The organism is Azospirillum thermophilum, from assembly GCF_003130795.1.
Taxonomy (GTDB): Bacteria; Pseudomonadota; Alphaproteobacteria; order Azospirillales; family Azospirillaceae; genus Azospirillum; species Azospirillum thermophilum.
Genome location: NZ_CP029357.1, coordinates 329,528 through 356,510, shown reverse-complemented (window position 1 = coordinate 356,510; position 26,983 = coordinate 329,528). Strand labels below are relative to the sequence as shown.

The 26,983-nt window shown below is 70.0% G+C and carries 20 protein-coding genes; 9 read left to right on the top strand and 11 right to left on the bottom strand.

Annotated features, from left to right (window positions below):
* Positions 1-60: 60 nt before the first annotated feature.
* The 3 genes from DEW08_RS26495 to DEW08_RS26485 all read right to left on the bottom strand — a co-directional run bounded on the left by DEW08_RS26495 (position 61) and on the right by DEW08_RS26485 (position 2,520).
* On the bottom strand, positions 61-903 hold the full coding sequence (locus tag DEW08_RS26495; RefSeq protein WP_109332984.1) for a lysine/arginine/ornithine ABC transporter substrate-binding protein: 843 nt from the start codon (positions 901-903) through the stop codon (positions 61-63).
* A 117-nt stretch (positions 904-1,020) separates the two neighbouring features.
* Positions 1,021-1,827 (bottom strand): ABC transporter ATP-binding protein, encoded by an 807-nt coding sequence (locus DEW08_RS26490; protein WP_109329308.1) that lies wholly within the window; start codon positions 1,825-1,827, stop codon positions 1,021-1,023.
* A gap of 255 nt (positions 1,828-2,082) precedes the next feature.
* Positions 2,083-2,520, bottom strand: coding sequence for an Lrp/AsnC family transcriptional regulator (locus tag DEW08_RS26485; protein WP_109333472.1), 438 nt, complete (start codon positions 2,518-2,520; stop codon positions 2,083-2,085).
* 162 nt (positions 2,521-2,682) lie between these two features.
* Between DEW08_RS26485 and rocF the strand changes: the two genes are divergently transcribed.
* From rocF to DEW08_RS26465, 4 genes are all read left to right on the top strand, one after another.
* Positions 2,683-3,633 carry an arginase gene (gene rocF, locus DEW08_RS26480; RefSeq protein WP_109332982.1) on the top strand — a complete coding sequence of 317 codons (951 nt, stop codon included), beginning with the start codon at positions 2,683-2,685 and terminating at the stop codon, positions 3,631-3,633.
* Positions 3,633-4,700 (top strand): ornithine cyclodeaminase, encoded by a 1,068-nt coding sequence (locus DEW08_RS26475; protein ID WP_181449493.1) that lies wholly within the window; start codon positions 3,633-3,635, stop codon positions 4,698-4,700. The genes rocF and DEW08_RS26475 overlap by 1 nt, the downstream gene beginning before the upstream one ends.
* Positions 4,701-4,813: 113 nt before the next feature.
* On the top strand, positions 4,814-5,728 hold the full coding sequence (locus DEW08_RS26470) for a LysR family transcriptional regulator (RefSeq protein ID WP_109332978.1): 915 nt from the start codon (positions 4,814-4,816) through the stop codon (positions 5,726-5,728).
* Between the two features lie 301 nt (positions 5,729-6,029).
* Positions 6,030-10,925 (top strand): NAD-glutamate dehydrogenase, encoded by a 4,896-nt coding sequence (locus DEW08_RS26465; RefSeq protein WP_109332976.1) that lies wholly within the window; start codon positions 6,030-6,032, stop codon positions 10,923-10,925.
* A gap of 60 nt (positions 10,926-10,985) precedes the next feature.
* Here DEW08_RS26465 and DEW08_RS26460 read toward each other — a convergent pair whose 3' ends face one another.
* From DEW08_RS26460 to DEW08_RS26435, 6 genes are all read right to left on the bottom strand, one after another.
* Entirely contained in the window at positions 10,986-12,989 is a 2,004-nt protein-coding gene (locus DEW08_RS26460; protein WP_168220522.1) for a methyl-accepting chemotaxis protein, read from the bottom strand.
* 416 nt (positions 12,990-13,405) lie between these two features.
* Positions 13,406-14,410: an ABC transporter substrate-binding protein gene (locus DEW08_RS26455; RefSeq protein ID WP_109332972.1), complete on the bottom strand. Its 1,005-nt coding sequence runs from the start codon at positions 14,408-14,410 to the stop codon at positions 13,406-13,408.
* Positions 14,411-14,438: 28 nt separating this feature from the next.
* Positions 14,439-15,542: an ABC transporter permease gene (locus DEW08_RS26450; RefSeq protein ID WP_109332970.1), complete on the bottom strand. Its 1,104-nt coding sequence runs from the start codon at positions 15,540-15,542 to the stop codon at positions 14,439-14,441.
* Positions 15,539-16,432: an ABC transporter permease gene (locus tag DEW08_RS26445; RefSeq protein WP_168220521.1), complete on the bottom strand. Its 894-nt coding sequence runs from the start codon at positions 16,430-16,432 to the stop codon at positions 15,539-15,541. The genes DEW08_RS26450 and DEW08_RS26445 overlap by 4 nt, the downstream gene beginning before the upstream one ends.
* Positions 16,422-17,192, bottom strand: a complete 771-nt coding sequence (locus DEW08_RS26440) for an ABC transporter ATP-binding protein (RefSeq protein ID WP_245987044.1) — start codon at positions 17,190-17,192, stop codon at positions 16,422-16,424. The genes DEW08_RS26445 and DEW08_RS26440 overlap by 11 nt, the downstream gene beginning before the upstream one ends.
* Before the next feature lie 313 nt (positions 17,193-17,505).
* On the bottom strand, positions 17,506-18,483 hold the full coding sequence (locus tag DEW08_RS26435) for a LysR family transcriptional regulator (RefSeq protein WP_109332968.1): 978 nt from the start codon (positions 18,481-18,483) through the stop codon (positions 17,506-17,508).
* A gap of 123 nt (positions 18,484-18,606) precedes the next feature.
* Here DEW08_RS26435 and aptA point away from each other — a divergent pair, with 123 nt between their 5' ends.
* From aptA to DEW08_RS26415, 4 genes are all read left to right on the top strand, one after another.
* Complete coding sequence (aptA, locus tag DEW08_RS26430; RefSeq protein WP_281262081.1) at positions 18,607-19,968, top strand: omega-aminotransferase AptA; 1,362 nt, start codon at positions 18,607-18,609, stop codon at positions 19,966-19,968.
* 26 nt (positions 19,969-19,994) lie between these two features.
* A complete protein-coding gene (locus tag DEW08_RS26425; RefSeq protein WP_109332966.1) occupies positions 19,995-21,494 on the top strand; it encodes a CoA-acylating methylmalonate-semialdehyde dehydrogenase in 1,500 nt (499 codons plus the stop codon).
* Between the two features lie 168 nt (positions 21,495-21,662).
* The gene (locus DEW08_RS26420) at positions 21,663-23,582 is read left to right on the top strand and encodes a PhoX family protein (RefSeq protein ID WP_109332964.1); all 1,920 of its coding nucleotides are present in this window, start codon (positions 21,663-21,665) and stop codon (positions 23,580-23,582) included.
* Positions 23,583-23,748: 166 nt separating this feature from the next.
* Positions 23,749-24,441, top strand: coding sequence for a hypothetical protein (locus DEW08_RS26415; protein WP_109332962.1), 693 nt, complete (start codon positions 23,749-23,751; stop codon positions 24,439-24,441).
* Between the two features lie 34 nt (positions 24,442-24,475).
* On the opposite strand, the gene DEW08_RS26410 is transcribed toward DEW08_RS26415, so the two are convergent.
* Positions 24,476-25,594 carry a mechanosensitive ion channel family protein gene (locus DEW08_RS26410; protein WP_109332960.1) on the bottom strand — a complete coding sequence of 373 codons (1,119 nt, stop codon included), beginning with the start codon at positions 25,592-25,594 and terminating at the stop codon, positions 24,476-24,478.
* 247 nt (positions 25,595-25,841) lie between these two features.
* Here DEW08_RS26410 and DEW08_RS26405 point away from each other — a divergent pair, with 247 nt between their 5' ends.
* Complete coding sequence (locus DEW08_RS26405) at positions 25,842-26,189, top strand: hypothetical protein (RefSeq protein ID WP_146214771.1); 348 nt, start codon at positions 25,842-25,844, stop codon at positions 26,187-26,189.
* Between the two features lie 12 nt (positions 26,190-26,201).
* On the opposite strand, the gene DEW08_RS26400 is transcribed toward DEW08_RS26405, so the two are convergent.
* On the bottom strand, positions 26,202-26,957 hold the full coding sequence (locus DEW08_RS26400; protein ID WP_109332956.1) for a uroporphyrinogen-III synthase: 756 nt from the start codon (positions 26,955-26,957) through the stop codon (positions 26,202-26,204).
* Positions 26,958-26,983 lie beyond the last annotated feature (26 nt).

Below are 26,983 nucleotides of genomic sequence, written 5' to 3'. Positions count from 1 at the left end.
TCCAGCCTCGGGGGCGCCCCGTTGCCGCGAGGCGCCGATACCTTACTTGATCGAGACGTCTTACTTGATCGAGATGTCGTAACCGAAATACTTGTTGCTCAGCTTGGTGATGGTGCCGTCCTTGTTCGCCTCGGCGATCGCCTTGTTGAATTTCTCCTTCAGGTCGGCGTCCGCCTTGCGCAGGCCCACGCCGACGCCCTGGCCGAGCACGCCGCGCGAGAAGGCCGGGCCGAACAGCATCATGCCCTTGTCGGCCTGCGATTTCAGGATGGCGTCCACCGCCGAGCGGTCGCCGAAGACGGCGTCGACGCGACCGGCGGCGAGGTCGATGCCGGCGTTGTCCAGCTTGTCATAGCTGCGCACGGCGACGCTCGGCAGGTACTTCTCGACGAAGTTCGCCTGGATCGAGGAGGTCTGCACCCCCACCGTCTTGCCCTTCATCGCCTCGGTCAGCTTGGCAATGGCCGCCTTATTCTCCGGGCTGTCGGTGGCGAGGTCGACGCGCTCGGCGTCGAACTTCACGTCGGCCAGCTTGGAGGACTTCAGGATGCCGAACATCGAGGGCTCGGTGCCGTAGGGGCCGGCGAAGTCGATGACCTTCTTGCGCTCGTCGGTGATCGACATCGTCGCCATGATGCCGTCGTACTTGCCCTGCTGCAGCGCCGGGATCATGCCGTCCCAGTCCTGCGGGACGATCACGCACTCGGCCTCCATGCGCTTGCACAGCTCATGCGCCAGGTCGATCTCGAAGCCGATCAGCTTGCCCGACGGGTCGGTGTAGTTCCACGGGGCGTAGGCGCCTTCCGAGGCGATCCGGACCTTCTTCCAGTCCTTGGCGTCCGCAGCTCCGGCGACGCCGGCGACCAGCGCACCCAGCGCCAGGGCCGCAACGATCTTCTTCACGGCAAAACTCCTGTAATCGGTGATGCCCGTTTCAGGCCGGCGGAGAGCCGGCGGGGCAAGCCCCCGAGGGTGACGATTCCACACCCCCGGTCAAGGTCATTCGCATGCCCTGAGTGGTTAAGCCGCTCCCGACAGGTGGCGGGAGAGGAACTGGCGGACGCGGTCGGAGTCGGGGTTGGTCAGCACCTTGTCGGGCGCGCCCTCCTCCTCGATGACGCCCTGGTGGAGGAAGACCACCTTGGACGACACCTCCCGCGCGAAGCCCATCTCGTGGGTGACGAGAATCATCGTGTTGCCTTCGTCGGCGAGCTGGCGGATCACCCGCAGCACCTCGCCGACCAGCTCGGGATCAAGCGCCGAGGTCGGCTCGTCGAACAGCATCACCTTGGGCTGCATCGCCAGCGCCCGCGCGATCGCCGCGCGCTGCTGCTGCCCGCCCGACAGCTGCACCGGATAGCTGTCGGCCTTGGCCAGGATGCCCACCTTGTCCAGCAGCATGCGCGCCCGCTCCACCGCCTCCGCCCGCGGCACGCCCAGAACATGCACCGGCGCCTCGATGACGTTCTGCAGCACCGTCATGTGGGTCCACAGGTTGAAGCTCTGGAACACCATGCCCAGGCTGGTGCGGATGCGGTCGACCTGACGGGCATCCGCCGGTACGGTGGCGCCGGACCGCGTCTTCTTCAGCCCGATCGTCTCGCCGGCGATGGTGATGCGCCCGTCGTCCGGCACCTCCAGCATGTTGATGCAGCGCAGCAACGTGCTCTTGCCCGACCCCGACGAGCCGATCAGCGTGATGACGTCGCCCTCGCGCGCCGTCAGCGACACCCCCTTGAGGACCTCGAGCTTGCCGAACCTCTTGTGGACGTCCTCAACCACGACGGCGGCGGGGGCTGAGGGATTGCTCGGCGGATGGCGGTGCATGTGCGGTACGCTGTCCGGAATGGCGATGCGGTGATGATCCATGGCGTCTGCCCCGTTGTTCGGCGCGCTGTGTGCCTGGCCTGTTCTGTGCGTCGTCCGGCCGGTTGTTGTCCGGTCCTTTTGTTCGGTGAACGGAGCATCAGCGATGCGTCTGGCGGCCGATAGGCCAAAAATTGATGGAAAAGGCGCAATCCCTTGCCAAAACGGCAGCTTGGCCTGAGCAGATCGGCAGGTGGTGCTCCCCATAGCCGCAGCTTATAGCCTCGCCCGGGTGCTGCGCGGGGTGGCGAGGAGCAGGTTGGTCTCGCTGCTGGTGATGCCGGGGATCAGCCGGATGCGGCGCAGCACCGAATCCAGTTCCGGCAGGCTGCCGGCCGACAGTTCCACGATCAGGTCCCAGCGGCCGTTGGTGCTGTGGATCTCCAGAACCTCCGGGAATCCGCTCAGCGCCTTCACCGCCCGGTCGGCGGAATGGCCCTCCACCTCGATCAGCATGATGCCGCGCACGGGGGCCTCCACCGTGTCGGCGCGCAGGATCACCGTGTAGCCGATGATGACGCCGGAGCGTTCCAGCCGTTCCATTCGCGAGCGCACCGTCGCCCGCGACACCCCCAGCTCGACCGCCAGATCGGAGATGCTGCGCCGCCCGTCATGGCGCAGCAGGGTGATCAGCTTCTCGTCGAGCTGGTCCATCGTCGTGGCCATCGCCGCGTCTCCCCTCTTGTCGAATTCCGTTTTGGAATGGTGATCTGTCCGTTCTGCTAAGGCGATGCGCCGCTTTTGTCAATTTGCCCTGTCCGTTCCGCCGCAAGCCTGTGGTTTGATCGCAAGCGGAACAGGTGAGGGACCCAACAAATGCTATCCAGCACGATGAAGCCGAAGCAGTGCCGGCTGATCGGTGCACCGGTGCAGGACGGAGCCGGCCGGCTCGGCTGCGAGATGGGGCCGAGCGCCTTCCGCACCGCCGGCATCGCCAGGGCGCTGGCGGACCTCGGCCACAGCGTCACCGACCTCGGCAACGTGTCGCCGGTGCCGCTCCGGCCGCTGTCCCATGGCAACGCCGCGCTGAAATGCCTGCCGGAGGTCGCCGGCTGGACCGCGGCGCTCGCCGGTGCCGCCTATGAGGCGAGCGCCGGGCCGGACGCCATGCCGATCTTCATGGGCGGCGACCACAGCCTGGCCGCCGGCACGCTGACCGGCCTCGCCCGGCGGGCCTCCGACATGGGGCGCGAGCTGTTCGTCCTCTGGCTCGACGCCCATACCGACTTCCACACGCTCGACTCGACGGAGAGCGGCAACCTGCACGGCGTGCCGATGGCCTATGCGACCGGCCGGCCGGGGTTCCAGGGCTATTTCCCGCCGGCCCCGGCCCATGTCGATCCGCACAACGTCTGCATGATGGGCATCCGCAGCGTCGATCCGGCGGAGCAGCGGGCGCTGGAGAACTCCGGCATCACCATCCACGACATGCGCAAGATCGACGAGTTCGGCATCGCGCCGCTGCTGCGCGCCTTCCTGCAGCGGGTGGCGGACGCCAACGGCCTGCTGCATGTCAGCCTGGACGTGGATTTCCTCGATCCCGGCATCGCCCCCGGCGTCGGCACCACGGTGCCCGGCGGCGCCACCTTCCGCGAGGCGCATCTCATCATGGAGATGCTGCACGACACCGGCCTGGTCAGCAGCGTGGACCTGGTCGAACTCAACCCCTTCCTCGACGACCGCGGGCGGACCGCCATCCTGATGGTCGACCTGCTGGCAAGCCTGATGGGGCGCCGCGTCCTGGACTATCCCACGAGGAGCTTCTGATCATGATCCCCAACCTCAATCTCGTCCCCTTCGTCAGCGTCGACCACATGATGAAGCTGGTCCTGCGGGTGGGCGTCGAGCGCTTCCTCGCGGAACTGGCCGACTATGTCGAGGAGGATTTCCGCCGCTGGGAGGCCTTCGACAAGACCCCCCGCGTCGCCTCCCACAGCGCCGAGGGGGTGATCGAGCTGATGCCGACCAGCGACGGCCGGGTCTACGGCTTCAAGTACGTGAACGGCCACCCGAAGAACACGAAGGAGGGGCGGCAGACCGTCACCGCCTTCGGCGTGCTGGCGGAGGTCGACACCGGCTATCCGGTGCTGCTGACGGAGATGACCATCCTCACCGCGCTGCGCACCGCCGCCACCTCGGCGGTCGCGGCCAGGCACCTCGCCCCGCGCGACGCCTCCTGCATGGCGATCATCGGCAATGGCGCGCAGGCGGAGTTCCAGGCGCTCGCCTTCAAGGCGCTGCTCGGCATCCGCGACATCCGGCTCTACGACATCGATCCGGTCGCCACCGAGAAGTGCGTGCGCAACCTGCAGGGCCAGGGCCTGCGCATCACCGCCTGCCGCTCGACCGAGGAGGCGGTGGAGGGCGCCCACATCATCACCACCGTCACCGCCGACAAGCAGTATGCCACCATCCTGACCGACAACATGGTCGGGGCGGGTGTCCACATCAACGCGGTCGGCGGCGACTGCCCCGGCAAGACGGAGCTGCACCGCGACATCCTGCTGCGCTCGGACATCTTCGTGGAATACACGCCGCAGACCCGGATCGAGGGGGAGATCCAGCAGCTCGCCGCCGACCATCCGGTGACCGAGCTGTGGCAGGTGATGACCGGGCAGGCCGCCGGCCGCCGTGACGCCCGGCAGATCACCCTGTTCGATTCCGTCGGCTTCGCCGTCGAGGACTTCTCGGCCCTGCGCTATGTCCGCGACAAGCTGGCCGGCACCGGTCTCCACCAGGACCTCGACCTGCTGGCCGACCCGGACGAGCCGCGCGACCTGTTCGGCATGATCCTGCGCGCCGCCAAGCCGTCCCCGGTCGGCGAAGCGGCCTGAGCGGCCTGAGCGGCCGGGTGCCCGTGGGGACCCTGATTGTTGTGGAGACCCGTCCGCGGTGCTAAGCAGCAGCGCCGGGCGGGCTCCGGCGGGATGGCGACGGGTGCGGGGCGATGCGGCTGCGGCAGATCGAGGTGTTCCGGGCGGTGATGCTGGCCGGGACGGTGAGCGGCGCGGCGCGCCTGCTGAACGTGACCCAGCCCGCCGTCACCAACGTCCTCCTCCACACCGAGGACGAGCTGGGCATCAAGCTGTTCGAGCGGATCAAGGGCCGCCTCTACCCGACGGCGGAGGGCCGCGCGCTCTACGCCGAGGTGGAGCGCGCCTTCGCCGACATCGAGAATCTGCGCAAGCTCGCCGCCAACCTGCGCGGTGGCCGCTCGGGCAACCTGCGCATCACCGCCAGCCCGGCGCTGTGCATCGAGATCATCCCGCTCGCCATCTGCCGCTTCCTGCAGAAGCACCCCGACGTCAACATCCAGGTGGAGACGCACAATTACCGCGACGTGCTGAACTCCGTCCTGGTGCAGAACGTCGACATCGGCTTCACCTTCAACCCGCAGCCCCACCCGGCGCTGGATGCCGAGCCGATCGCCGAAGGCTCCCTCGTCGGCCTGTTCCCCAGCGCGATGGCGGACGGCCTGCCCGAGCGCGTCTCGCTCGCCAGCTTCCAGGATCTGCCGCTGATCGGGCTGCACACCGACGACCCGCTCGGCAACATCCTGCGCGGCGCCTGCCAGGGGGCGAACGTCCTGCTCGCCCCGCGGGTCGAGGTGAAGACCAACCGCATCGCGCTCGCCCTGGTGCAGAACGGGGCGGGAGCGGCGATCCTCGACCAGTACACCGCCGCCTCCGCCGATCCGGAGCGGGTGCGGGTCAAGGCGCTGCAGCAGGATCTGCGTTTCACCGTCAACGTCATCCGCGCCCGCCACCACACCCGCTCGGTCATCGAGCAGCATTTCGTCGCCGAGGTGGTGGAGGTCGAACGGCTGGTCGCCAGGGCCGCCCAGGAGCGGCTCGGAGGCTGAGCGCCGCCCAAACCCATAACCCGGCCTTATAGGCTTTCGGTGAGAAGCAATTTCACCTGCACCACTCCCGATGCTAATCGTGGGGGAGGACCAGCCGCGGCTCCCGCCGCGCCGCTCCCTGTTCGGGCAGGACGCTGAAAAGAAAATGGCGAGACCTCGTTCCCCATCCCCAGCTATTGCTGCATCGCGATCGGCCTCTCGATTTTTCTGTTTCTGCGCCATCCGGACACCGGACGCTCCACCGACCTGACCCGGTCGGATTCCCCCTTTTTCTTTCCTTGAAATCGAAAGAGACCGCCAAATGGGTGTCGTGCGTGGGCTTGTCGAGGACGTGACGGGCCAGCTCTCCGAACTGGTGCGCAGCCGGCTCGGCCGGGACCGTGGTGAGAAGACCGGGCGCTTCATCCGGCGCTTCTATGCGGACGTGCCGCCGGACGATCTGGCGCGGGTGCCGACCGACCACCTCTACGGTGCGGCGGTGGCGATCTGGCAGTGGGGCCAGCAGCGCACCCCCGGGACGGCCCGCGTGCGCGTCTACAACCCGGGCCTGGAGACGCACGGCTGGCACTCCGGCCGCACGATCGTCGAGATCGTCAACGACGACATGCCCTTCCTGGTCGACTCGGTGATGGCGGAGCTGAACCGCCAGGGGCTGACCGTCCATCTCGTCATCCATCCCGTCCTGCGCGTGGCGCGCGACGGCCAGGGCAAGCTGACGGACCTCCACGACGGCGCCGTCGGCCCGGCCGGTGCGCTGCCCGAATCCTTCATGCATGTCGAGATCGACGTCCGCTCCGCAGCGGAGGATCTGGAGCGCATCCGCCAGGGGCTGGAAACGGTGCTGGCCGACGTCCGCGCCGCCGTGCAGGACTGGCAGCCGATGCGCGAGCGGCTCGACCGGGCGACCGCCGCGGTGGCCGCCGGCATCGCCGGCCTGCCGGCCGAAGAGGTGGAGGAGGGGGGCGAATTCCTCCGCTGGCTCACCCGCGACAACTTCACCTTCCTCGGCTACCGCGAATACCGCTTCGACGAATCGGGCGACGAGCCGATGCTGGCGCTGGTCGAGGAGAGCGCGCTCGGCGTCCTGCGCGATCCCTCGGTGATCGTGCTGGAAGGGCTGCAGCATTTCCACTCCCTGCCGCCCAGCGTGCGCGATTTCATCCGCGCCCCGCGCGTGCTGATGGTCGCCAAGGCCGACCGCCGCTCCACCGTCCATCGTCCGGTCCATATGGACGTGATCCTGGTGAAGCATTTCGGCGCCGACGGCCGGGTGGTGGGGGAGGATCTGTTCGTCGGCCTGTTCACCGCCACCGCCTACAACCGCAGCCCGCGCGAGATCCCGTTCCTGCGCCGCAAGGTGGCGGCGGTGATGGGGCGCGCCGGCTTCGACCCCCACGGCCATAACGGCAAGGCGCTGCTCAACATCCTGGAGACCTATCCGCGCGACGAGCTGTTCCAGGTCGAGGCCGACGAGCTGTTCGACAGCGCCCGCGGCATCCTCAACCTGCAGGAGCGCCAGCGGCTCGCCCTGTTCGTCCGCCAGGACCCGTTCGAGCGCTTCGCCTCCTGCCTCGTCTATGTCCCGCGCGACCGCTTCGACACCAGCCTGCGCCTGCGCCTGCAGTCGATCCTGGAGACCGCCTTCGCCGGCACCTGCATGTCGAGCAGCACCCAGCTCTCGGACAGCACGCTGGCGCGTCTGCACGTGATCATCCGGACGGAGCCGGGGCATGTGCCGGCGGTCGACGTGGCGGAGCTGGAGGCGCGGCTGGTCCAGGCGGCGCGCGGCTGGGGCGACCGCCTCAAGGACGCGCTGATCGAGGCGCACGGCGAGGAGACCGGCGCCGCCCTGCTGCGCCGCTACGCCGACGCCTTCCCGGTCGGCTACCGCGACGCCTTCACCGCCGAGACCGCGCTGCACGACATCGACCGCATCGAGCAGACGCTGGCCTCCCGCCGCCTCGCCATCGCGCTCTTCCGCCCGCTCGAGGCCGAGCCCGACGAGCTGCACGTCAAGATCTACCACCCCGGTCGCCCGGTGCCGCTCTCCGACGTGCTGCCCATGCTCGAGCACATGGACCTCAAGATCGTCACCGAGCAGCCCTACGAGGTCACCCCCGCCGGGGCCGCCGACGGCGTCTGGATCCACGACTTCACCGCCCGCACCCAGAGCGGCGCCCCGGTCGGCGCGGCCGGGACCAGCGACGCCCCCGCCGCCCCCGCCGACGCCGCCATCGACCCGGCCCGCGTCAAGCAGACCTTCCAGGAGGCCTTCGCCGCGGTGTGGGACGGCCGCATGGAGGATGACGGCTTCAACCGCCTGATCCTGCGCGCCGGCCTCGATGCCCGCGCCGTCACCGTGCTGCGCGCCTACGCCAAGTACCTGCGCCAGGCCCGCTTCGCCTATGCCCAGGACACCGTCGAGGCCACCCTGGCCGCCCATCCCCGCACCACCCGCCTCATCGTCCGCCTCTTCCACGCCCGCTTCGCGCCAAACAGGGGGGATGTGGCCGGCGAGGATGTGGCCGGCGGGGACGAGGCGGCGCTGCTCGCCGCCATCGACGCGGCGCTGGACGCGGTGGGCAACCTCGACGAGGACCGCATCCTGCGGCGCTTCGTCAACCTGGTGCGCGCCACCCTGCGCACCAACGCCTTCCAGCGCGGCCCCGACGGCCAGCCCAAGCCCTACCTCTCGCTCAAGCTCGACAGCCGCGCGGTGGAGGAGCTGCCGCTGCCGCGCCCCTGGGTCGAGGTCTTCGTCTACAGCCCGCGCATGGAGGGCGTGCACCTGCGCGGCGGCAGGGTGGCGCGCGGCGGCATCCGCTGGTCCGACCGCCGCGAGGACTTCCGCACCGAGATCCTCGGGCTGATGAAGGCCCAGATGGTCAAGAACACCGTCATCGTGCCGGTCGGCTCCAAGGGCGGCTTCGTCGTCAAGCGCCCGCCGCCCGCGGCGGCCGGCCGCGAGGCGCAGCTCGCCGAGGGCATCGAGTGCTACAAGACGCTGATGCGCGGCCTGCTCGACCTCACCGACACGCTCGACGCCGAGGGGCGCGTGCTGCCGCCGCCCGACCTGGTGCGCCACGACGGCGACGACCCCTATCTGGTGGTGGCGGCCGACAAGGGCACCGCGACCTTCTCCGACATCGCCAACTCGGTCTCGCTCGACTACGGCTTCTGGCTCGGCGACGCCTTCGCGTCGGGCGGCTCGGCCGGCTACGACCACAAGAGGATGGGCATCACCGCCCGCGGCGCCTGGGAGAGCGTGAAGCGCCATTTCCGCGAGCTCGGCACCGACATCCAGACCACCGGCTTCACCGTGGTCGGCGTCGGCGACATGTCGGGCGACGTCTTCGGCAACGGCATGCTGCTGTCGCGCCACATCCGCCTGCTCGCCGCCTTCGACCACCGCCACATCTTCCTCGACCCCGATCCCGACCCGGCGGCGAGCTGGGCCGAGCGCAAGCGGCTGTTCGACCTGCCGCGCTCCTCCTGGGCCGACTACGACCGGGCGCTGCTGTCCAGGGGCGGCATGATCGTCGAGCGCACGGCCAAGACGGTGGAGCTGACGGCGGAGGTGCGCGCCCGCTTCGCCATCGAGGCGACCAGCATCGCGCCGGCCGAGCTGATGCGCCGGCTGCTCGCCGCCCCGGTCGACCTGCTGTGGTTCGGCGGCATCGGCACCTACGTCAAGGCGAGCGGCGAGAGCCAGGCGGAGGCCGGCGACAAGGCCAACGACGCGCTGCGCATCGACGGGCGCGACATCCGCGCCCGGGTGGTCGGCGAGGGCGCCAACCTCGGCGTCACCCAGCGCGGCCGCATCGAGGCGGCGCAGGCCGGGGTGCGGCTGAACACCGACGCCATCGACAACTCGGCCGGCGTCGACACCTCCGACCACGAGGTGAACATCAAGATCCTGCTGGGCGACGTGGTCGGGCGCGGCGACATGACGACCAAGCAGCGCGACCGGCTGCTGGCGGAGATGACCGACGAGGTGGCCGGTCTGGTGCTGGCCGACAACTACCGCCAGACCCAGGCGATCAGCGTGGCGCAGGCGCAGGGGGCCGACCTGCTGGAGGCGCAGGCGCGCTTCATCCGTTCGCTGGAGAAGGCGGGGCGGCTCAACCGGGCCATCGAGTATCTGCCGGACGAGGAGGAGCTGGCGGCGCGCATGGCCGACCGCCGCGGCCTGACGCGGCCGGAGCTGGCGGTGCTGCTGGCCTATGCCAAGATCACGCTGTACGACGAGCTGCTGGCCTCGGACCTGCCGGACGATCCCTTCATGGCGGAGGACCTGCTGCGCTACTTCCCGCAGCCGCTGCAGCAGCGCCATGGCGAGGCGATCGCGCGGCACCGGCTGCGGCGGGAGATCGTGGCGAGTTCGGTGACCAACAGCCTGGTCAACCGGCTGGGGCCGACCTTCGTGAAGGAGACGGTGGAGAAGACGGGCATGGGTCCGGCGGACGTGGCGCGGGCCTACACCATCGTGCGCGACGTCTACGGTCTGCGGGCGCTGTGGGCGGGGATCGACGCGCTGGACACGCTGGTCCCGGCGGCGCTGCAGACGGGGCTGGTCCTGGAGACGGTGCATCTGATGGAGCGGGCGGTGAACTGGTTCCTGGCGCATGCCGGGCACCCGCTGGACATCGCGGCGGAGACGGCGGCCTACCGTCCGGGGGTGGAGGCCCTGCTGGCGGGTCTCGACGGCTTCCTCGACGCCGAGGAGGCGGGGCGTCTGGCGGCGCGGGTGGCGTCCTCGACCGGGCAGGGGGTGCCGGAGGATCTGGCGCGGCGTCTGGCGGCGCTTCCGGTTCTGGCGGCGGCGCCGGACCTGGTGCGGATCGCCGGGCGGACGGGCCGGGCGGTCGAGGCGGTGGGGTCGGTCTATTACGGCCTGGGCCGGCGCTTCGGCCTGGAGTGGCTGCGCGACCGGGCGGCGAGCGCCAAGGTGGACAACCACTGGCAGAAGCAGGCGGTGGGGGCGATCATCGACGACCTGTTCGCGCACCAGACGGCCCTGACGGTGCGGGTTCTGGAGGCGGGGGGCGAGGACCCGGTGGAGGGCTGGATCGCCCAGCGCCGCCCGGTGGTCGAGCGGGTGGAGCAGCTCCTGTCGGAGCTGCGCACCCAGCCGGCCGTCGACCTCGCCATGCTCGCCGTCGCCAACCGCCAGCTCCGCGGCCTCACCGCAGGGTGAGACCGGACGGCCCTCACCCGCTCCGCAAGGAGGGGGTGAGGGCTCTCGGGCGGTGCCGGCTCAGGCGGCGCGGATATGGGCGATGAAGCTGCTCACCTCGTTGCGCAGCCGCTCGGCCTCGTTCGACAGTTGGCCTGCGGCGCCCAGCACCTGCTCGGACGCCGTCCCCGCGTCGCCTGCCCCCTTGCTGACCCCGGCGATGGCGGCGGTGACGTTCTGCGCCCCTTCCGCCACGTTCTGGACGTTGCGCCCGATCTCCGCCGTCGCGGCGCTCTGTTCCTCCACCGCCGCGGCGATGGTGCTGGAGATCTCGTTCACCTGGGTGATGGTCCGCCCGATGCTGCGGATGGCGGTCACGGCGCTCGCGGTCTGGGTCTGGATTTCCGCGATCTGTGCCGAGATGTCGTCGGTCGCCCGCGCCGTCTGGGTCGCCAGCTGCTTCACCTCGCTGGCGACGACGGCGAAGCCCTTGCCCGCTTCGCCGGCGCGGGCCGCCTCGATGGTGGCGTTCAGCGCCAGCAGGTTGGTCTGGCTGGCGATGTCCTGGATCAGGCCGACCACGTCGCCGATCCGCTGCGCGGCGACCGCCAGCCCTTCCACCGTCGCGTTGGTCTGCTCGGCTTCGACCACGGCGTCCTTGGAGACGCGCGACGCGTCGGTCACCTGCCGGCTGATCTCGCCGATGGAGCTGTTCATCTCCTCGGCGGCGGAGGCCACCGTCTGCAGGTTGCTGCTCGCCTGTTCCGTCACCGATGCCACCAGCAGGGACTGCTTGGCCGTTTCCTCCGCGATGGAGGACATGCCCTGCGCGTTGGACTGAAGCTGGCCCGCCGCCGAGGACACCGCCTCCACCACATGCAGGACGGTCGACTCGAACTGGTCCGCCAGTTGCGCCATGGTCGCCTTGCGCTCCCGCTCGATCCGGGCGGCGGACTCGCTGGCCTCCTTCTCCAATGCGATGGTGCGGATCAGGTTCTCCTTGAAGATCTGGACCGCGCCCGCCATCCGGCCGATCTCGTTCCGCGCGCCGACGGAGGGCACCAGGACCTCCGTGTCGCGCTCGGCCAGACGGCCCATCGCCAGCGTCATGGCCTCCATCGGCCGCGAGATGCTGCGGGCGATCAGCCATGCACACAGGGCGCCGATGACCGCGGCAAGCGGGGTCAGCCACTCCGCGGCGGATTCGGCGAACATCGCGCTGGCGACGGCGGTGTCCCTGCCGGCGGTCTGGATGGCATCGACCCGCTGCTGGAGCAGGGCCGACTTCTCCATGATGGCGACGCTGAGCGGGGTCAGGCGCTCCGCCGTCAGCCTGTCGAGATCCGCCATCGCCTGCACCAGCTTCTCGATGCCGGCCGTGTAGCTGCGCAGCAGAGTGCCCGCCTGCGCCAGCCGCTCCTTCTGTTCGGGAACCGTCAGGACGGGGGCGAGATCGGCGATGGCCTGTGCCGCGGCGTCCATCTGCTTGCGCAGCGTGGCGAGGTCGTAGGTCGTGTCGCCTTCGATCAGCCGGGCGGCCAGGATGCGGGCCGTCCAAACCTTCTCCTCCAGCCTGACCACGGACAGCGCGGCGTCCGCCCGTCCGGCATCCGCCTCCGCCTTCCGGATGTCGCCCAGCACGTCGCGGATCCTGGAGCCGAGATCGTAGGCGACCTCCGAGATCAGTTGCTGGCGCTGCGAGCGCAAGCGGACGCCGTCGTCGAAGGCCGCTGCGTAATGCTCCTTGATGGACAGGATGTCGTCGATCGTCCGGCGGTTCTCCTCCAGCCTCATCCGGGTGCGCAGGCCGGACAGGGTCTCCTGGAACTTGGCGAGCTGCGTCTTCGCGGCCGCGGCCGTGGATTCGCCACCGAGATAGAAGTAGCGCACCACGGCGAGCCGGGCCTGGAGCAGGATGCCGTCGGCGCGGATCGTCGACTCCAGGATTTCCCCCTGCGCGGCCGAAAGCTGGATCTGTTCGCTGGTCTGCGCCGCCCCCCGCCAGGCGATCAGGCCGAGAATGAGCAGCAATGCCATAAGGCTTCCGAACCCCAGCCCCAGCTTGGCCGCGATGCTCAGGTTCAAGAAGCCGCTCGCGGGAGCCGCAACAGCCCCCTGCGAGCGTCCTGTCTCAGCATGAGTCATGGTCGTTGTCCAGCTTGATAATGATCGTTCGGCAGAGGAGAGGGAATATTCCCTGGGAGATCATCCGGTCCCCAGCCGAGTCAATTAGAGATCCTGAATGGAGGGGAGGGAAACAGAAAAGAGCAGGAGTGCGCCGTCTTGACGCATGAATTCAATCAGTTTGGCAAATGTTTTTGAAACTGACTTTCAAAAACGACTCACAGTCTTTCGAAAATTTGGAGGAAATTCCGGCCGTGCCGCGACCCGCTGCTCCGGTGCCCGCGCCGCTGGACGGGCCACTGGACGGGAGACGTCGGCGGACATGGGAAAGGCCCGCGCGGCCGCCACCGCGCGGGCCTTCCGTTCCGCAGCGGGCGTTACAGCTTCGCCGCGGCGTCGAACACGGCGTGGCTGTAGGCGCCCTCCGGCTTCCTGCTGATCACCGGGGCCGAGGCGCCGGACAGCAGGACCTCCACGGTGCGGTCGAAATCGGCCGGGTCGAGGTAGCCGGTGCCCTTCTTCGAGCCCTCCAGCAGCTTGGCGACCTCCTGCATCATGGTGGTCTGGTGCTCCTTGGTCTGGGCGCCGCTGGCGTCGGCGGCCAGCACGATGTCCACCGCCTCCGCCTGGTTCTTCGCGGCGTATTCCCAACCCTTGGCCGACGCCTTCACGAAGCGGGCGAGCTTCTCGACCGTCTTCGGGTCGGCGAGCTGCTTCTCCGTCGTGTAGAGCCCGTCCTCCAGCGTGGCGACGCCCTGGTCCTGGTACTTGAAGACCACCAGCTCCTCCGGCTTCACGCCGGCCTCGATGATCTGCCAGTACTCGTTGTAGGTCATGGTGGAGATGCAGGCCGCCTGCTTCTGCAGCAGCGGGTCGACGTTGAAGCCCTGCTTCAGCACCTTCACGTCGGGATTGGCGCCGGAGGTGGAATAGCCGAGCCTGCTCATCCAGGACAGGAAGGGATACTCGTTGCCGGCGAACCAGACGCCCAGCGTGTTGCCCTTGAAGTCCTTGGGCGAGGCGATGTTGGCATCCTTCCGGCAGGTCAGCATCATGCCCGAGGTCTGGAAGATCTGCGCGATGTTGACCAGCGGCACGCCCTTCTCGCGGGTCGCCAGCGCCGAGGGCATCCAGTCGACGATCACGTCCGCTCCGCCGGCGGCGATGACCTGCGTCGGGTTGATGTCCGGCCCGCCCGCCTTGATGGTGACGTCCAGCCCGGCCTCCTTGTAGAAGCCCTTCTCGGCGGCGACGTAATAGCCGGCGAACTGGGCCTGGGTGACCCACTTCAACTGCAGGGTGACCTTGTCCGCGGCGGCGGCGGTGGCGCACCAGCCGGCAACGGCGGCGGCGACCAGGGAGGCGATCGTCTTGGTCTTCATCGCGTGTCAGTCCTCTCGTTGAGTGGCGTTATCGTTTGCGGAAGGAGGGATGCCAGGAGGTCGCCCGCCGCTCGGCCAGCGCCAGCGCGCCGTAGAGCAGCGAGCCGGTCAGGGCGGCGACGGCGATGCTCGCCCACACCACGTCCAGGTTCATGCGGGCGACCTGGGTGGAGATGCGGAATCCCATGCCGACCACCGGCGTGCCGAAGAACTCGGCGACGATGGCGCCGATCAGGGCGAGGGTGGAGTTGATCTTCAGCCCGTTGAACAGGAAGGGCAGGGCCGACGGCAGCCGCAGCAGCACCAGCGTGCGCCAGTAGCCCGCGCCATAGGACCGCATGAGGTCGAGCTGGATCCGCTCCGCGCTCGACAGTCCGGCCAGCGTGTTGATCAGCATCGGGAAGAAGGTCATGACGACGATCACCGCCGCCTTGGACTGCCAGTCGAAGCCGAACCACATCACCATGATCGGCGCGATGCCGACCACCGGGATGGCGCTCGCCAGGTTGCCGAGCGGCAGCAGGCCGCGCGCCAGGGCGGGCACCCGGTCGGCCAGGATCGCCACCGCGAAGCCGGCGCCGCAGCCGATCAGATAGCCGCGCAGCACCGATTTCAGCACCGTCTGCCGGAAATCGTCCCACAGGTCGGCGGCGTTGGCGGCAAGCGCCGCGAGGATGGCGCTCGGCGGCGGCAGCAGAACGGCCGGCACCTCGAAGCCGCGCGTCAGGATCTCCCACAGCGCCACCAGCGCGAGGCCGAACAGCGCCGGCCCGGCGAGGCGCCCCGCCCCGTCGAGAGGCGCGACCAGCGCCAGCACCCGCCACAGCAGCAGCACGCCGCCCGCCAGATGGACCCAGACGCCCGGCGCCTGCGCCAGGGCCAGACCCTGGCCGATCAGCAGGACGGGGGCGGCGAAGGCGGCAACGACGCCGGCCAGCAGCAGCACCGCCTCCGCCAAGCTACCGCGCACCGTGCCCCGCAGCAGCAGGGCGCCGAGGCTGACGGCGAAGCAGGCGAGCGCCGCCGGGCTCTGCGGCAGGTAGACCGGCGCGCCTCCCTGCCAGGCGATCGGCAGCAGCGGCGCCACCAGCATCACCAGCGGGGCCGGGGACATGGGCGTCGTCCGGCTCATCGCGCGCCTCCCCGTCCGGCGCGGACGAAGAGCCGCTCGGCGGCGCCGACCGCGGCGACCAGCGCCACGCTGAGCACCGCCGACATGACCAGCGCGCTCCAGATCTGCACCGTCTGCCCGTAGTAGGAGCCGCTGAGCAGCCGGGCTCCCAGTCCGGCCTGCCCGCCGGTCGGCAGCTCGCCGACGATGGCGCCGACCACGCTGGCCGCCACGGCGATCTTGAGGCTGGCGAACAGGAAGGGCAGGGCGGCCGGCAGCCGCAGCAGACGGAAGGTCTGGCGGGTGGTGGCGCTGTAGGTCCGCATCAGGTCGAGCGCCAGCGGGTCGGCGGAGCGCAGCCCCTTCACCATGCCGACCGTGATGGGAAAGAAGCAGAGATACATGCTGATCACCGCCTTGGGCAGCAGCCCGGTGAAGCCCATGTTGCCGAGGATCACCACGATCATCGGCGCGATCGCCAGGATCGGGATGGTCTGCGAGGCGATGATCCAGGGCAGCAGGCTCGATTCCAGCGTGCGCACCTGGACGATGCCCGCCGCCAGCGCCACCCCCAGCACCACGCCCATGGCGAAGCCGGTCAGCGCCGACCCGGCGGTGACCGCGGTGTGGTAGAGCAGGTTGCGGATGCTGGTGACCGGATGGCCGGTCAGCGAGTTCCAGAGATCCACCGCCACCTGGTCCGGCGTCGGCAGAACCGGCCGCTTCATGGCGAAGGCCTGCCGGATCAGGTCGGCCGTCCCCCAGCCGGTCCCGGAGCGGGTCAGCGCCTCGGCCGCCTGCGGCCCGTTCAGCCACAGCGCGCCGCCGTACCACAGGACGAGGACGGCCAGCGCCATGGCGGCGACCGGCCCGTAGCGGCCGGCCAGGGTGTCCGCGGGGTCAGTCGTCATAGGAATGCCCCTCCTTCAGGCCGTCGCGCACCCGGTGCGCCAGCGCGGCGAACTCCGGCGTCTCGCGGATGTCCAGCGTCCGCTCGGCGGGCAGGTCGCAGTCGATGACGTCGAGGATGCGGCCCGGCCGCGGGCTCATCACCACGATGCGGGTGGAGAGGAAGACCGCCTCGGCGATGGAGTGGGTGACGAAGATGCAGGTCTTGCGCGTCCGCCGCCAGAGCTGGGTGAGCTGCAGGTTCAGATGGTCGCGGGTGATCTCGTCGAGCGCGCCGAACGGCTCGTCCATCAGCAGCAGTTCGGGCTCGAAGGCCAGCGCGCGGGCGATGGAGACGCGCTGCTGCATGCCGCCCGACAGTTGCCAGGGGAACTTCTTCTCGAAGCCGGCCAGCCCGACGTTGCGAAGCTGCTCGGCGGCGCGGGCCTTCCGCTCCGCCCTGGGCAGCCCCATGATCTCCAGCGGCAGCATCACGTTGCGCTCCACCGTCCGCCAGGGATAGAGCGCCGGCGCCTGGAAGACATAGCCGTAGGCGCGCTTCAGCCGCGCCTGTTCCGGCGTCATCCCGTTGACCGTGACCTCCCCGGAGGTCGGCTGCTCCAGGTCGGCCACCACGCGCATCAGCGTGGTCTTGCCGCAGCCGGACGGCCCGATCAGCGAGATGAAGTCGCCCTTGCCGATGGTCAGGCTGACGTCGCTCAGCGCGTAGACCGGCTTGTCGGCGGTCTGGTAGGTCAGCGTCAGATGGCGGACGTCCACGATGGGCCGGGCCGGTTCGGGGACGGAACGGCCGGCAGCGGGACGGTCGGGGGCGATGACGGGAGCGAGAGGGGCGAGCGAGGCAGGCTTCGGGACTGTCACGGGTGGGTCCTCGCGATGACGGGTCTCGCGAGGGGGTCAGCAAGAACTACGCCAGACAAGCGGAAGAACTCGTTGTCCGTCGTCAGTACTTTGATTCACCGGGCAAAAAACCTGTCCTGCGGGACAGGACCTGACGCGGCGGACAGGGAATGGTCCGTCCCCGCCCCTGTCCGGGCGCCTGAAAATTGGTCAGCCGCCCGTCAGTGCCGCGGATTCAGGCAGCCGCCGTCTCCGTCTGTTTCAGCAGGGCGAGGAACCGTTCCAGCACCAGATTGGGCTGCGCCCCTTTCTTGGTCACGGCGTGGAAGTCCAGGCTGTAGCGATGGCTGTCCGGCAGCAGGGCGCGCATGGCGCCGCGCTCCACCCACTGCCGTGCGTAATGGGTGGGCAGGAACCCCAGATAGCAGCCGGTCAGGATCAGGAAGGCGACGCCCTCGCGGTCGGTGGCGGTCGCGGTGGCGGTCAGCGCCCGCTGGAAGCCGATGGCGTCGGGAACCTGCTGCGCCTCGGTCGGCGCCACCGCGTCCGCCGCCGCCAGCACCGCGGGCGTGACCGCCGCGGCCTCCGCCTCGAACAGCGGGTGGCCGCGCCCGCAATAGAGCCGCGACTCCTCCTGATACAGGGAGAAGCGGTCGAGGCCGGGCAGCGCGCGGCGCGCCGGGACCACCCCGACATGCAGCCGCCCGTCCAGCACGCCGCGCTCGATCTCGTTGGGCGGGATCATGCGGATGTTGACCCGCACCTCCGGCCCCTGGCGCTTCAGGTTGCCCAGCGCGTTGGTCACGCGCATCTGCGGCAGGGTGACGAGGTTGTCGGTGATGCCGATGTTGAGTTCACCGCGCAGCCGGCCATGGGCGGCATTGATCTCGCTGCGGAAGCTCTCCAGCCCGGCCAGCAGCCGCAGGGTCGCCTCGTAGGCGAGCCGCCCCTCGTCGGTCAGCAGGAAGCCGGCCCGCCCGCGCCGGCACAGCCGCAGCCCCAGCCGCCGCTCCAGGTCGGCCATGTGCAGGCTGATCGCCGCGCGGCTGATGTTCAGCTCGACCTCCGCCGCCGAGAAGCCGCCGCTCTCCACCACCGTCCGGAAGACGCGCAGGAGCCGGATGTCCACGTCGGTGACGGCGGGCAGCACGCGGGTGGCCGGGGGGCGGGTGGCCGGGGGGCGGGTGGCCGGGGAACGGGTGGGCTTGCTCATCCTGCGGGTGGCATCAGGTAAGTGATCTCTTACGTGAAGTTTGAATGGTTTGGATTTAAGCGCAACCGAAACCCGACGCACACTGCCGGTCATGCAGCCCAGAAACCAGCAGGAGATTGGCGGATGACCCCCCTGGACGACATGCGCACCCCCGGCCCCGACCGTGCCGCCGGCCTGACCCGGGAGGAGCTGGACGCCCACTGGATGCCCTTCACGGCGAACCGGGAGTTCAAGTCCAACCCGCGCATGATCGTGAAGGCCGAGGGCACCTGGTACTGGGACGCCCGGGGCCGCAGGATCTACGACAGCCTGTCGGGCCTGTGGTGCTGCGGCGCCGGCCACAGCCGCCGCGAGATCGCCGAGGCCGTCGCCCGCCAGATCGCCGAGCTCGACTACAGCCCGGCCTTCCAGTACGGCCACCCCGCCGCCTTCAAGCTGGCGCACAAGGTCGCCTCGCTGGCGCCGGCCGGGCTCGACCATGTCTTCTTCGTCAATTCGGGCTCCGAGGCCGCCGACACCTCGCTGAAGATGGCGCGCGCCTACTGGCGCATGAAGGGCCAGCCGACCAAGACAAAGCTGATCGGCCGGGCCAAGGGCTATCACGGCGTCAATTTCGGCGGCACCAGCCTGGGCGGCATCGGCGGCAACCGCAAGCTGTTCGGCAGCGGCGTCGATGCCGACCACCTGCCGCACACGCTGCTGCCGCAGAACCTCTTCACCAAGGGCATGCCGGAGGAGGGCGCCTTCCTCGCCGATGCGCTGGAGGAGCTTGTGATGCTTCACGACGCCTCCAACATCGCCGCGGTGATCGTGGAGCCGATGGCGGGCTCGGCCGGCGTGCTGCCGCCGCCCAAGGGCTATCTGCAGCGCCTGCGCGAGATCTGCGACAAGCACTCGATCCTGCTGATCTTCGACGAGGTCATCACCGGGTTCGGCCGCATGGGGGCGGCCTTCGGCGCCCAGGCCTTCGGCGTGGTGCCCGACATGATGAACATCGCCAAGGGCCTGACCAACGGCGCCGTGCCGATGGGGGCGGTGATCGCCAGCCACGAGATCTACCAGACCTTCATGGACAATGGCGGGCCCGACTATCTGGTGGAGTTCCCGCACGGCTACACCTATTCGGCCCATCCCGTGGCCTGCGCCGCCGGCCTCGCCGCCATGGAGATCTTCGAGACGGACCGTCTGGCGGAGAAGGCGGCGGCGCTCGCCCCGCATTTCGAGACCGTGCTGCACGGCCTGAAGGGGCTGAAGCACGTCGTCGACATCCGCAACTGCGGCCTCGCCGGTGCGGTCACCATCGCGCCGTTGCCGGGCGAGCCGGCCCGCCGCCCCTACGAGATCGCGATGAAGTGCTGGGACGCCGGCTACTACGTCCGCTACGGCGGCGACACCCTGCAGTTCGGCCCGCACTTCCACACCACTCCGGAAGAGCTCGACACGCTGATGACCGTCGTCGCCGACGCCATCCGGTCGGTCGCCTGACGCGCCGCGGGAGAGCAGGAGACACCATGACCATCGTTCCCCACCTCATCGGCGCCGCCACCGACGTGCCGGCCGGCAGCCGGACCGCCGACATCGTGAACCCGGCCACCGGCGAGACCGTCGGGAGTGTTCCTCTCGCCGACCGGGCGACCGTCGAACAGGCCATCGCCGCGGCGCAGGCCGCCTTCCCGGCCTGGCGGGCCACCCCGCCGGCCAGGCGGGCACGCGTGATGTTCCGCTTCCGCCAGCTTCTGGAGGACAACGCCGCCCGCATCTGCGAGCTGATCACGCGCGAGCACGGCAAGACCCTCGATGACGCCCGGGGCGAGCTGACCCGCGGCATGGAGAATGTCGAATATGCCTGCGGCGTCGCCGACCTGCTGAAGGGCGAGCATTCCAAGAATGTCGGGCCGGGCATCGACAGCTGGTCGGAGTTCCAGCCGCTCGGCGTCGTCGCCGGCATCACGCCCTTCAACTTCCCGGCGATGGTCCCGCTGTGGATGTATCCCATCGCCATCGCCTGCGGGAATACCTTCGTCCTCAAGCCGTCGGAGCGCGATCCCAGCGCCGCGCTCCTGGTGGCCCGGCTCGCGCTGGAGGCCGGGCTGCCGCCGGGCGTGCTGAACGTGGTGCATGGCGACAAGGTGGCGGTCGACACGCTGCTGACCGATCCGCGGGTGCAGGCCGTCAGCTTCGTCGGCTCCACCCCGATCGCCGAGCATGTCTATTCCACCGCCAGCGCCCACGGTAAGCGGGTGCAGGCGCTGGGCGGCGCCAAGAACCACGCCATCGTCATGCCGGACGCCGACCTCGACAACGCGGTCAGCGCCATCATGGGGGCGGCCTACGGCTCCTGCGGCGAGCGCTGCATGGCGATCTCCGTCGTGGTCGCCGTGGGCGACGAGCTGGCCGACCGGCTGGTCGCAAAGCTCTCCGCCCAGCTCCGCGGGCTGGCGGTCGGGGCGGGCACCGCGGCGGGCTGCGACATGGGCCCGCTGGTCAGCCGCGTCCATTACGAGAAGGTGAAGGGCTATGTCGACCAGGGCGTCGCCGAGGGGGCGGAGCTGGTGGTGGACGGCCGCGGCCTCGTGGTGCCGGGCCACGAGACCGGCTTCTTCCTCGGCGGCTGCCTGTTCGACCGGGTGACGCCGCAGATGACCATCTACCGGGAGGAGATCTTCGGCCCCGTCCTCTGCGTCGTCCGCGTGAAGACGATGCAGGAGGGCATGGACCTGATCGACGCCCACGAGTACGGCAACGGCACCTGCCTGTTCACCCGCGACGGCGAGGCCGCCCGCTACTTCACCGACGCCATCCGGGTCGGCATGGTCGGCATCAACGTGCCGCTGCCGGTGCCGGTCGCCTACCACAGCTTCGGCGGCTGGAAACGCTCGCTGTTCGGCGACCTTTCGGCCTACGGTCCGGACGGCGTGCGCTTCTACACCCGCCGCAAGACCGTCACCCAGCGCTGGCCCTCGGGCGGCGTGCGCGAAGGGGCGCAGTTCTCCTTCCCCTCGATGAAGTAGCACCCGCCGGCGGGCGCCGGCGGAGGCCGCCGGAGGAAAGGTTCCCGAAAAACATGCGGCTACCTCCTCCGGCTGCCGTCAAACTGTAACAGGGCGACGCTATGGTCCCCTCCTGAGCGAGGAGGGCGGCAAACTGCCGCGCCTCCTGAAGATTGCAGGAGAGTGTCCATGTCCCAGTTGCCCGAGACGTCCCGGCGTTCGGTGCTCCGCATTCTCGCCGGAATGCCGCTGCTCCCGGTCGCCGGAATGGCCGGGGGTTCCGCCGTCACCCTGCTCGCGCCGACCGGCGCCGCTGCCAAGGCTGCCCCGACCGCCGCCGAGTTCATCGGCATGGCCGCCCCGGCGACCGCGCGGGCCCAGGCCTCCACGCAGGTCGAGTCGAGCATGGTCGTCACCTTTGCCGACGGCAAGAAGCAGACCTTCAAGCTCGGCTACCAGCCCCTGTTCAACACCGGCGACCAGGTGCCGGACGGCAAGGGCGGCACGACGCTGGCCGGCGGCTACTACGACATCCACGGCAAGCCGATCATGGACGACTCGGCCGGGCAGCCGGTGCAGTTCTTCTCCGACTGCCCGGACGGCTGCAACCTGCTCAACCCCATGCCGTCGACCGTCCCGGGCGTGAAGGGCAACCCGCTCTTCGCCGTCGTGCAGTTCGAGTACGCCTCGCGCGACGCCAAGGACAAGAACATGTACGGCAAGCTGCCGTCGCCGATCGCCGTCCTGACGCTCGACCAGGACAAGGAGACCGGCGCCCTGCGCCTCGTCCAGTACCACACCGTCGACACCAGCAAGGCGCACGGCCTGTGGATCACCTGCGGCGCCAGCCTGTCGCCGTGGAACACCCACCTGTCGAGCGAGGAGTATGAGCCGGACGCGGTCGTCGCCGCCTCCGACGAGCAGTTCCGCGCCTACAGCCAGAACCTGTTCGGCGACCCGGCCAAGGCCAACCCCTACCACTACGGCCACATGCCGGAGGTGGTGGTGAACCCCGACGGCACCGGCACGATCAGGAAGCACTACTGCCTCGGCCGCATCTCGCACGAGCTGGTGCAGGTGATGCCGGACCAGCGCACGGTGCTGATGGGCGACGACGCCACCAACGGCGGCCTGTTCATGTTCATCGCCGACAAGCCGGCCGACCTGTCCGCCGGCACGCTCTATGCGGCGAAGCTGGAGCAGGAGCCGGGCGTCGCCCTCGACAAGGGCGGTGCCTTCAAGCTGGTCTGGGTCAAGCTCGGCCACGCCACCAGCGCCGAGATCGAGCGTCTGGCCGACACGCTGAAGCACTCCGACATCCTGGAGGTCAAGACCAGCGACCCGCAGGACCCCACCTTCACCGCCGTTCCCTTCAACGGCAAGCAGCAGTGGGTGAAGTTCAAGCCGGGCATGGAGAAGGCCGCCGCCTTCCTCGAAACCCACCGCTACGCCCCCACCGTCGGCGCGACGCTCGCCCTCACCAAGCTGGAAGGCGTCACCGTCAACGCCAAGGACAAGGTCGCCTACGCGGCGATGTCCTACATCTACAAGTCGATGAGCGACGGCAAGAGCGGCATCAAGGTCAACGCCATCAACGCCGGCGCCGTCTACCAGCTTCCGATGAAGGGCGGCCAGTCCGACTCGGCCGGCACCGCCATCGACAGCGAGTGGGTGCCCGTCCACCTCAGCACCGTCCCGGCGCTGGTCGGCCGCGACCTGCCGACGCCGGACGCGCTCGGCAACACCGCCGACGCCGACCTGATCGCCAACCCGGACAACCTGAAGTTCTCCGAGCGGATGCGCACCCTGTTCATCGGCGAGGACAGCGGCAACCACGTCAACAACTTCCTGTGGGCCTACAACGTCGACACCGGCAAGCTGGCGCGCCTGCTGTCCTGCCCGGCCGGCGCCGAATCGACCGGCCTGCAGGCGGTCGACGACGTCAACGGCTTCGCCTACATCATGAGCAACTTCCAGCACCCCGGCGACTGGGAGAAGGGCCTGCACGACAAGGTGAAGGCGGAGGTCGCCCCGCTGATCGACGAGGCCTACCGCAACCGGCGCGCCGGCGGCGTCGGCTACATCCACGGCCTGCCGCAGCCGGCCTGACCGCCGGCCGCACCGACCGCAAGCGGACCGGCCCCGGGGATCCCTCCCCGGGGCCGGTTTCCGTTCGCGCCCCCGGCGGGGCGCCCGTCACGGCACTTGCGAAATCCCGGTTATGTGATGCTACCATCGCGCGTGTTTCTCGGTGCGGGCGGGGGAGGAAGGGCGCATGCGGGGGTGGGGTCTGTCGGCGGCGGTCGCCGTCATCGTGCTGGCGGGCTGCGCGCCGCAGGGCACCGTCTATGACCGCTCGATCTTCTCGACCGCGGTGTTCGAGGCTGGGAACGTCCGTCCGCTGACGCCGCTCGCCTATCCGGTGCAGGCCGCCACGCTGACCAGCTATCCCGCCTGGGGGCAGGAGGCGGTCGGCCGGACGATCACCCTGCAGCGCGACACCTGGATCACCGTCGAGCCGGAGGTGAAGCGGATCTGCCGCGCCTATCCCCGCCATCAGGTGGTGGAGCGGCTGCACCAGCTCCTCGGCCTGAAGCCGGCCGTTCCCGACGACGAGAAGCAGCGCTTCGTGCGTTTCACCATCGCGCGGGCGCAGGCCACCGGCCCGGCGGGGATCGGCATCTTCCGCCCCTGCGCCGACCCCGATCCGACCGCCGCCTCCTGCGGCAACAGCCTCAAGGGGCCGCCGGCCTACACCGCCTGGTTCGCCAACCAGATGACCTCCTCCTACGTCCTGGCGCCGACGATCAGGGAGACCGGCTATCCCTGGACCCGGCTCGGCTACACCTACAACTGGGATCCGGCGGCGGCGAGCCCGGTCGGCGCCCAGGAATATGTCGTGCCCGCCGGCACCGAGGTGACGGTGACGGAGGTGGTCGACCCGCGCACCTATTGCGCCGCCGACTGACCGGCCGGCCTCCGTCCGGGTCCGCGCGGACGCCTCACGCCGTCCGCCGCTGCGCGTCCGGCTCGCGGTTGGCCGCCTCGCGCCCGGGCTCCGGGGGGGGACGGCGGCGGTCCGGCACATGGACGAGGTCCAGCCGTTCGCGCGGCAGCGAGCCGGGATAGCGTTCGGTCAGGTGCTTGACCATCTCCTCGCGGACATGGCAGCGCAGGTCCCAGGCGGTGCCGGCGTCCCGCGCGCTGATCACCGCGCGCAGTTCCATGGTCCGCTCCTTCAGGTCGGTGACCTGCAGGCTCCACGCCCGGCCGTCCCACAGCGGCGTGTTGCGCAGGATCTCGCCCAGCCTGGCGCGCAGATCGGCCACCGGGACCGAATAATCGACATAGAGCATCACGCTGCCCATGATGTTGGGCGTCTCGCGCGTCCAGTTCTGGAAGGGCTTCTCCAGGAAATAGCCGAGCGGCACCACCAGCCGCCGCTCGTCCCACAGGCGGACCACGACATAGGTCGAGGTGATCTCCTCGATGTTGCCCCACTCGTTCTCGACGATGACGGCGTCGCCGATGCGGATCGGCTGGGTCAGGGCGATCTGGATGCCGGCGATCAGGTTGGCGATGGTCGGGCGGGCGGCGATGCCCATGACGATGCCGGCGACGCCGGCCGAGGCGAACAGGCTGACGCCGATGCTGCGCACCACCGGCAGGGCCATCAGGGCGAAGCCCACGGTGAGGCAGAGGATCGCCAGCAGCGTCAGCCGGCGGAACACCGTCAGCTTGGTCCGGCGGCGGCGCCAGTCGAGGCTCGACTCGTTGCGGCCGCTCTGGTTCAGGTAGCTGTCGAAGATCGCCCCCACCTTGGCGGCGATCGCCCAGCCGAGGGCGCAGATGAACAGGATGCCGACGGCGCGCGCCAGCGGCTCCGCCACCTCCGGCCGCAGCGGCAGGGCGGCCATGGAGGCGAGCGCCACGGCCGCCGCGATGGCCAGCCGCACCGGGTTGCGGCCGCTGCGCACGACGCGGCTCAGCACCGGGGCGTTGGCCTCGCGGAAGATCCGCCGCAGCACGCGCGACACGATCTCTTCGATCAGGAGGGCGATGGCGATCGCCAGGACGGGGGTCCCGGCGGTCACCAGCCAGGCTGGAATGGCGAAATCCATGGGGCCTTCGGTCTGCGAAGTGGACACGTCCGCTTATCAATGGCCGCGGGCGAAGATGGTTCGGGGGGACCCGCCGTTTTTGCCGGCCGGGCTCGCCCATCCGGTGGCGGAGCCGCGGCTGCTCCGCGGCCGGCATGCCACGGGCCGGCGCCGACCGGAAGCCTGCACCTTTCCGCCGCAAAAACGCCGCACTCGCTTCCGACCCTGCGCGCCGGGACCCACGAAGAGGCCGTGAAGGGGAAACGGGATGAGGCTGGTGGTCGCGTGCTGCGCGGGGGCGGTCGCGTTGGCTCTGTCGGGATGCTCGTCGGTGGGCGGACCGCCGTCCGATGACGGGGTCTCCCTCGCCACCGGCAGCCGGAACGGCAACTTCACCGCCGAGCCCGCCGGCGAGATGCGGGACGCCTCCGGCGAGCGCTGCGTCGTCTTCGACTGGGACCGCCCGCTGACCGGCGACCTCGCCGTCCGCCTGCGGTCGGCATCCTGCGAATCCAGGCAGCATCCCGGCTGGATGGCCGGCACCGAGCTGTCCCGCACCGTCATCCCGCGGTCGCAGAGCAATCTCCGCGACGGGGCGGACGACGCCCGCCGGTAGCCGGCCGGCCTCCTACGGGCGCGGCGCGCCGGCAAGCGGCGGCAGCAGGTCCAGCAGGCTGTCGAGGTCCGGGCGCTCGGCGACCCGGCGCTCCCGCCAGGGCACCGGCCGCCCGTCGGCGGTCGCGGCGGCGGCCTCGTCCACCGCGCGGCTCAGCCCGATCATGTCGGCCGACCGGCAGGCCTCCAGCAGTCCGGCCGCGTCGAGCAGCGCCACGAAGGACCTCGCGGTGCGCGGCGACATCAGCGTGACGCCGGCGATCCGCCCCTGCCGCAGCGCCACCGCCGTCTCGCCGGACAGGGCGGCGGCCGGCACCGTCTCGTACAGCACCTCCTTGCGCACGGTGAAGCCGTCCGCCGCCAGCATGCCGCCGAGGTCCCCCGCCACCGCGCTCGCCGCGGCATGCAGCAGGGCGCCGGCCGCCGGATCGCAGCGCCGGCGGATCAGCGCCGCCAGATCCGCCACGTCGCCGTCGGCGCTCTCCACCGCGGCGAATCCCGCCTCGCGCGCCGCCGCCGCACTCGCGGCCCCCACCGCCAGCACCGGCAGCGCCCGCTCGTCGCTGCAGCGGGCGAAGGCGCGCACGCCGTTGGCGCTGGTGAACAGCAGGGCCTGAACCTCCGCCGGATCGGGGTGCCGGTCGGTCCGCCAGCGCACCGTCAGCATCGGCTCCACCATCACGCCATAGCCGCGCTGCCGCAGCAGGGAGCGCATCGGCTCCGCATCGTCGGCCGGACGGGTGATCAGCAGGGTGGGGGCGTCGGTCATGGTCGGACGGTCCTTCCGGCAGGTCT

Excerpts from the sequence above, each read along its gene's own strand:
- DEW08_RS26490 (WP_109329308.1), bottom strand. The coding sequence starts at position 1,827 with ATGCACCGCCATCCGCCGAGCAATCCCTCAGCCCCCGCCGCCGTCGTG.
- DEW08_RS26485 (WP_109333472.1), bottom strand. The coding sequence starts at position 2,520 with ATGGACCAGCTCGACGAGAAGCTGATCACCCTGCTGCGCCATGACGGG.
- rocF (WP_109332982.1), top strand. The coding sequence starts at position 2,683 with ATGCTATCCAGCACGATGAAGCCGAAGCAGTGCCGGCTGATCGGTGCA.
- DEW08_RS26470 (WP_109332978.1), top strand. The coding sequence starts at position 4,814 with ATGCGGCTGCGGCAGATCGAGGTGTTCCGGGCGGTGATGCTGGCCGGG.
- DEW08_RS26465 (WP_109332976.1), top strand. The coding sequence starts at position 6,030 with ATGGGTGTCGTGCGTGGGCTTGTCGAGGACGTGACGGGCCAGCTCTCC.
- DEW08_RS26455 (WP_109332972.1), bottom strand. The coding sequence starts at position 14,410 with ATGAAGACCAAGACGATCGCCTCCCTGGTCGCCGCCGCCGTTGCCGGC.
- DEW08_RS26450 (WP_109332970.1), bottom strand. The coding sequence starts at position 15,542 with ATGAGCCGGACGACGCCCATGTCCCCGGCCCCGCTGGTGATGCTGGTG.
- DEW08_RS26445 (WP_168220521.1), bottom strand. The coding sequence starts at position 16,432 with ATGACGACTGACCCCGCGGACACCCTGGCCGGCCGCTACGGGCCGGTC.
- DEW08_RS26435 (WP_109332968.1), bottom strand. The coding sequence starts at position 18,483 with ATGAGCAAGCCCACCCGTTCCCCGGCCACCCGCCCCCCGGCCACCCGC.
- aptA (WP_281262081.1), top strand. The coding sequence starts at position 18,607 with ATGACCCCCCTGGACGACATGCGCACCCCCGGCCCCGACCGTGCCGCC.
- DEW08_RS26425 (WP_109332966.1), top strand. The coding sequence starts at position 19,995 with ATGACCATCGTTCCCCACCTCATCGGCGCCGCCACCGACGTGCCGGCC.
- DEW08_RS26420 (WP_109332964.1), top strand. The coding sequence starts at position 21,663 with ATGTCCCAGTTGCCCGAGACGTCCCGGCGTTCGGTGCTCCGCATTCTC.
- DEW08_RS26415 (WP_109332962.1), top strand. The coding sequence starts at position 23,749 with ATGCGGGGGTGGGGTCTGTCGGCGGCGGTCGCCGTCATCGTGCTGGCG.
- DEW08_RS26410 (WP_109332960.1), bottom strand. The coding sequence starts at position 25,594 with ATGGATTTCGCCATTCCAGCCTGGCTGGTGACCGCCGGGACCCCCGTC.
- DEW08_RS26405 (WP_146214771.1), top strand. The coding sequence starts at position 25,842 with ATGAGGCTGGTGGTCGCGTGCTGCGCGGGGGCGGTCGCGTTGGCTCTG.
- DEW08_RS26400 (WP_109332956.1), bottom strand. The coding sequence starts at position 26,957 with ATGACCGACGCCCCCACCCTGCTGATCACCCGTCCGGCCGACGATGCG.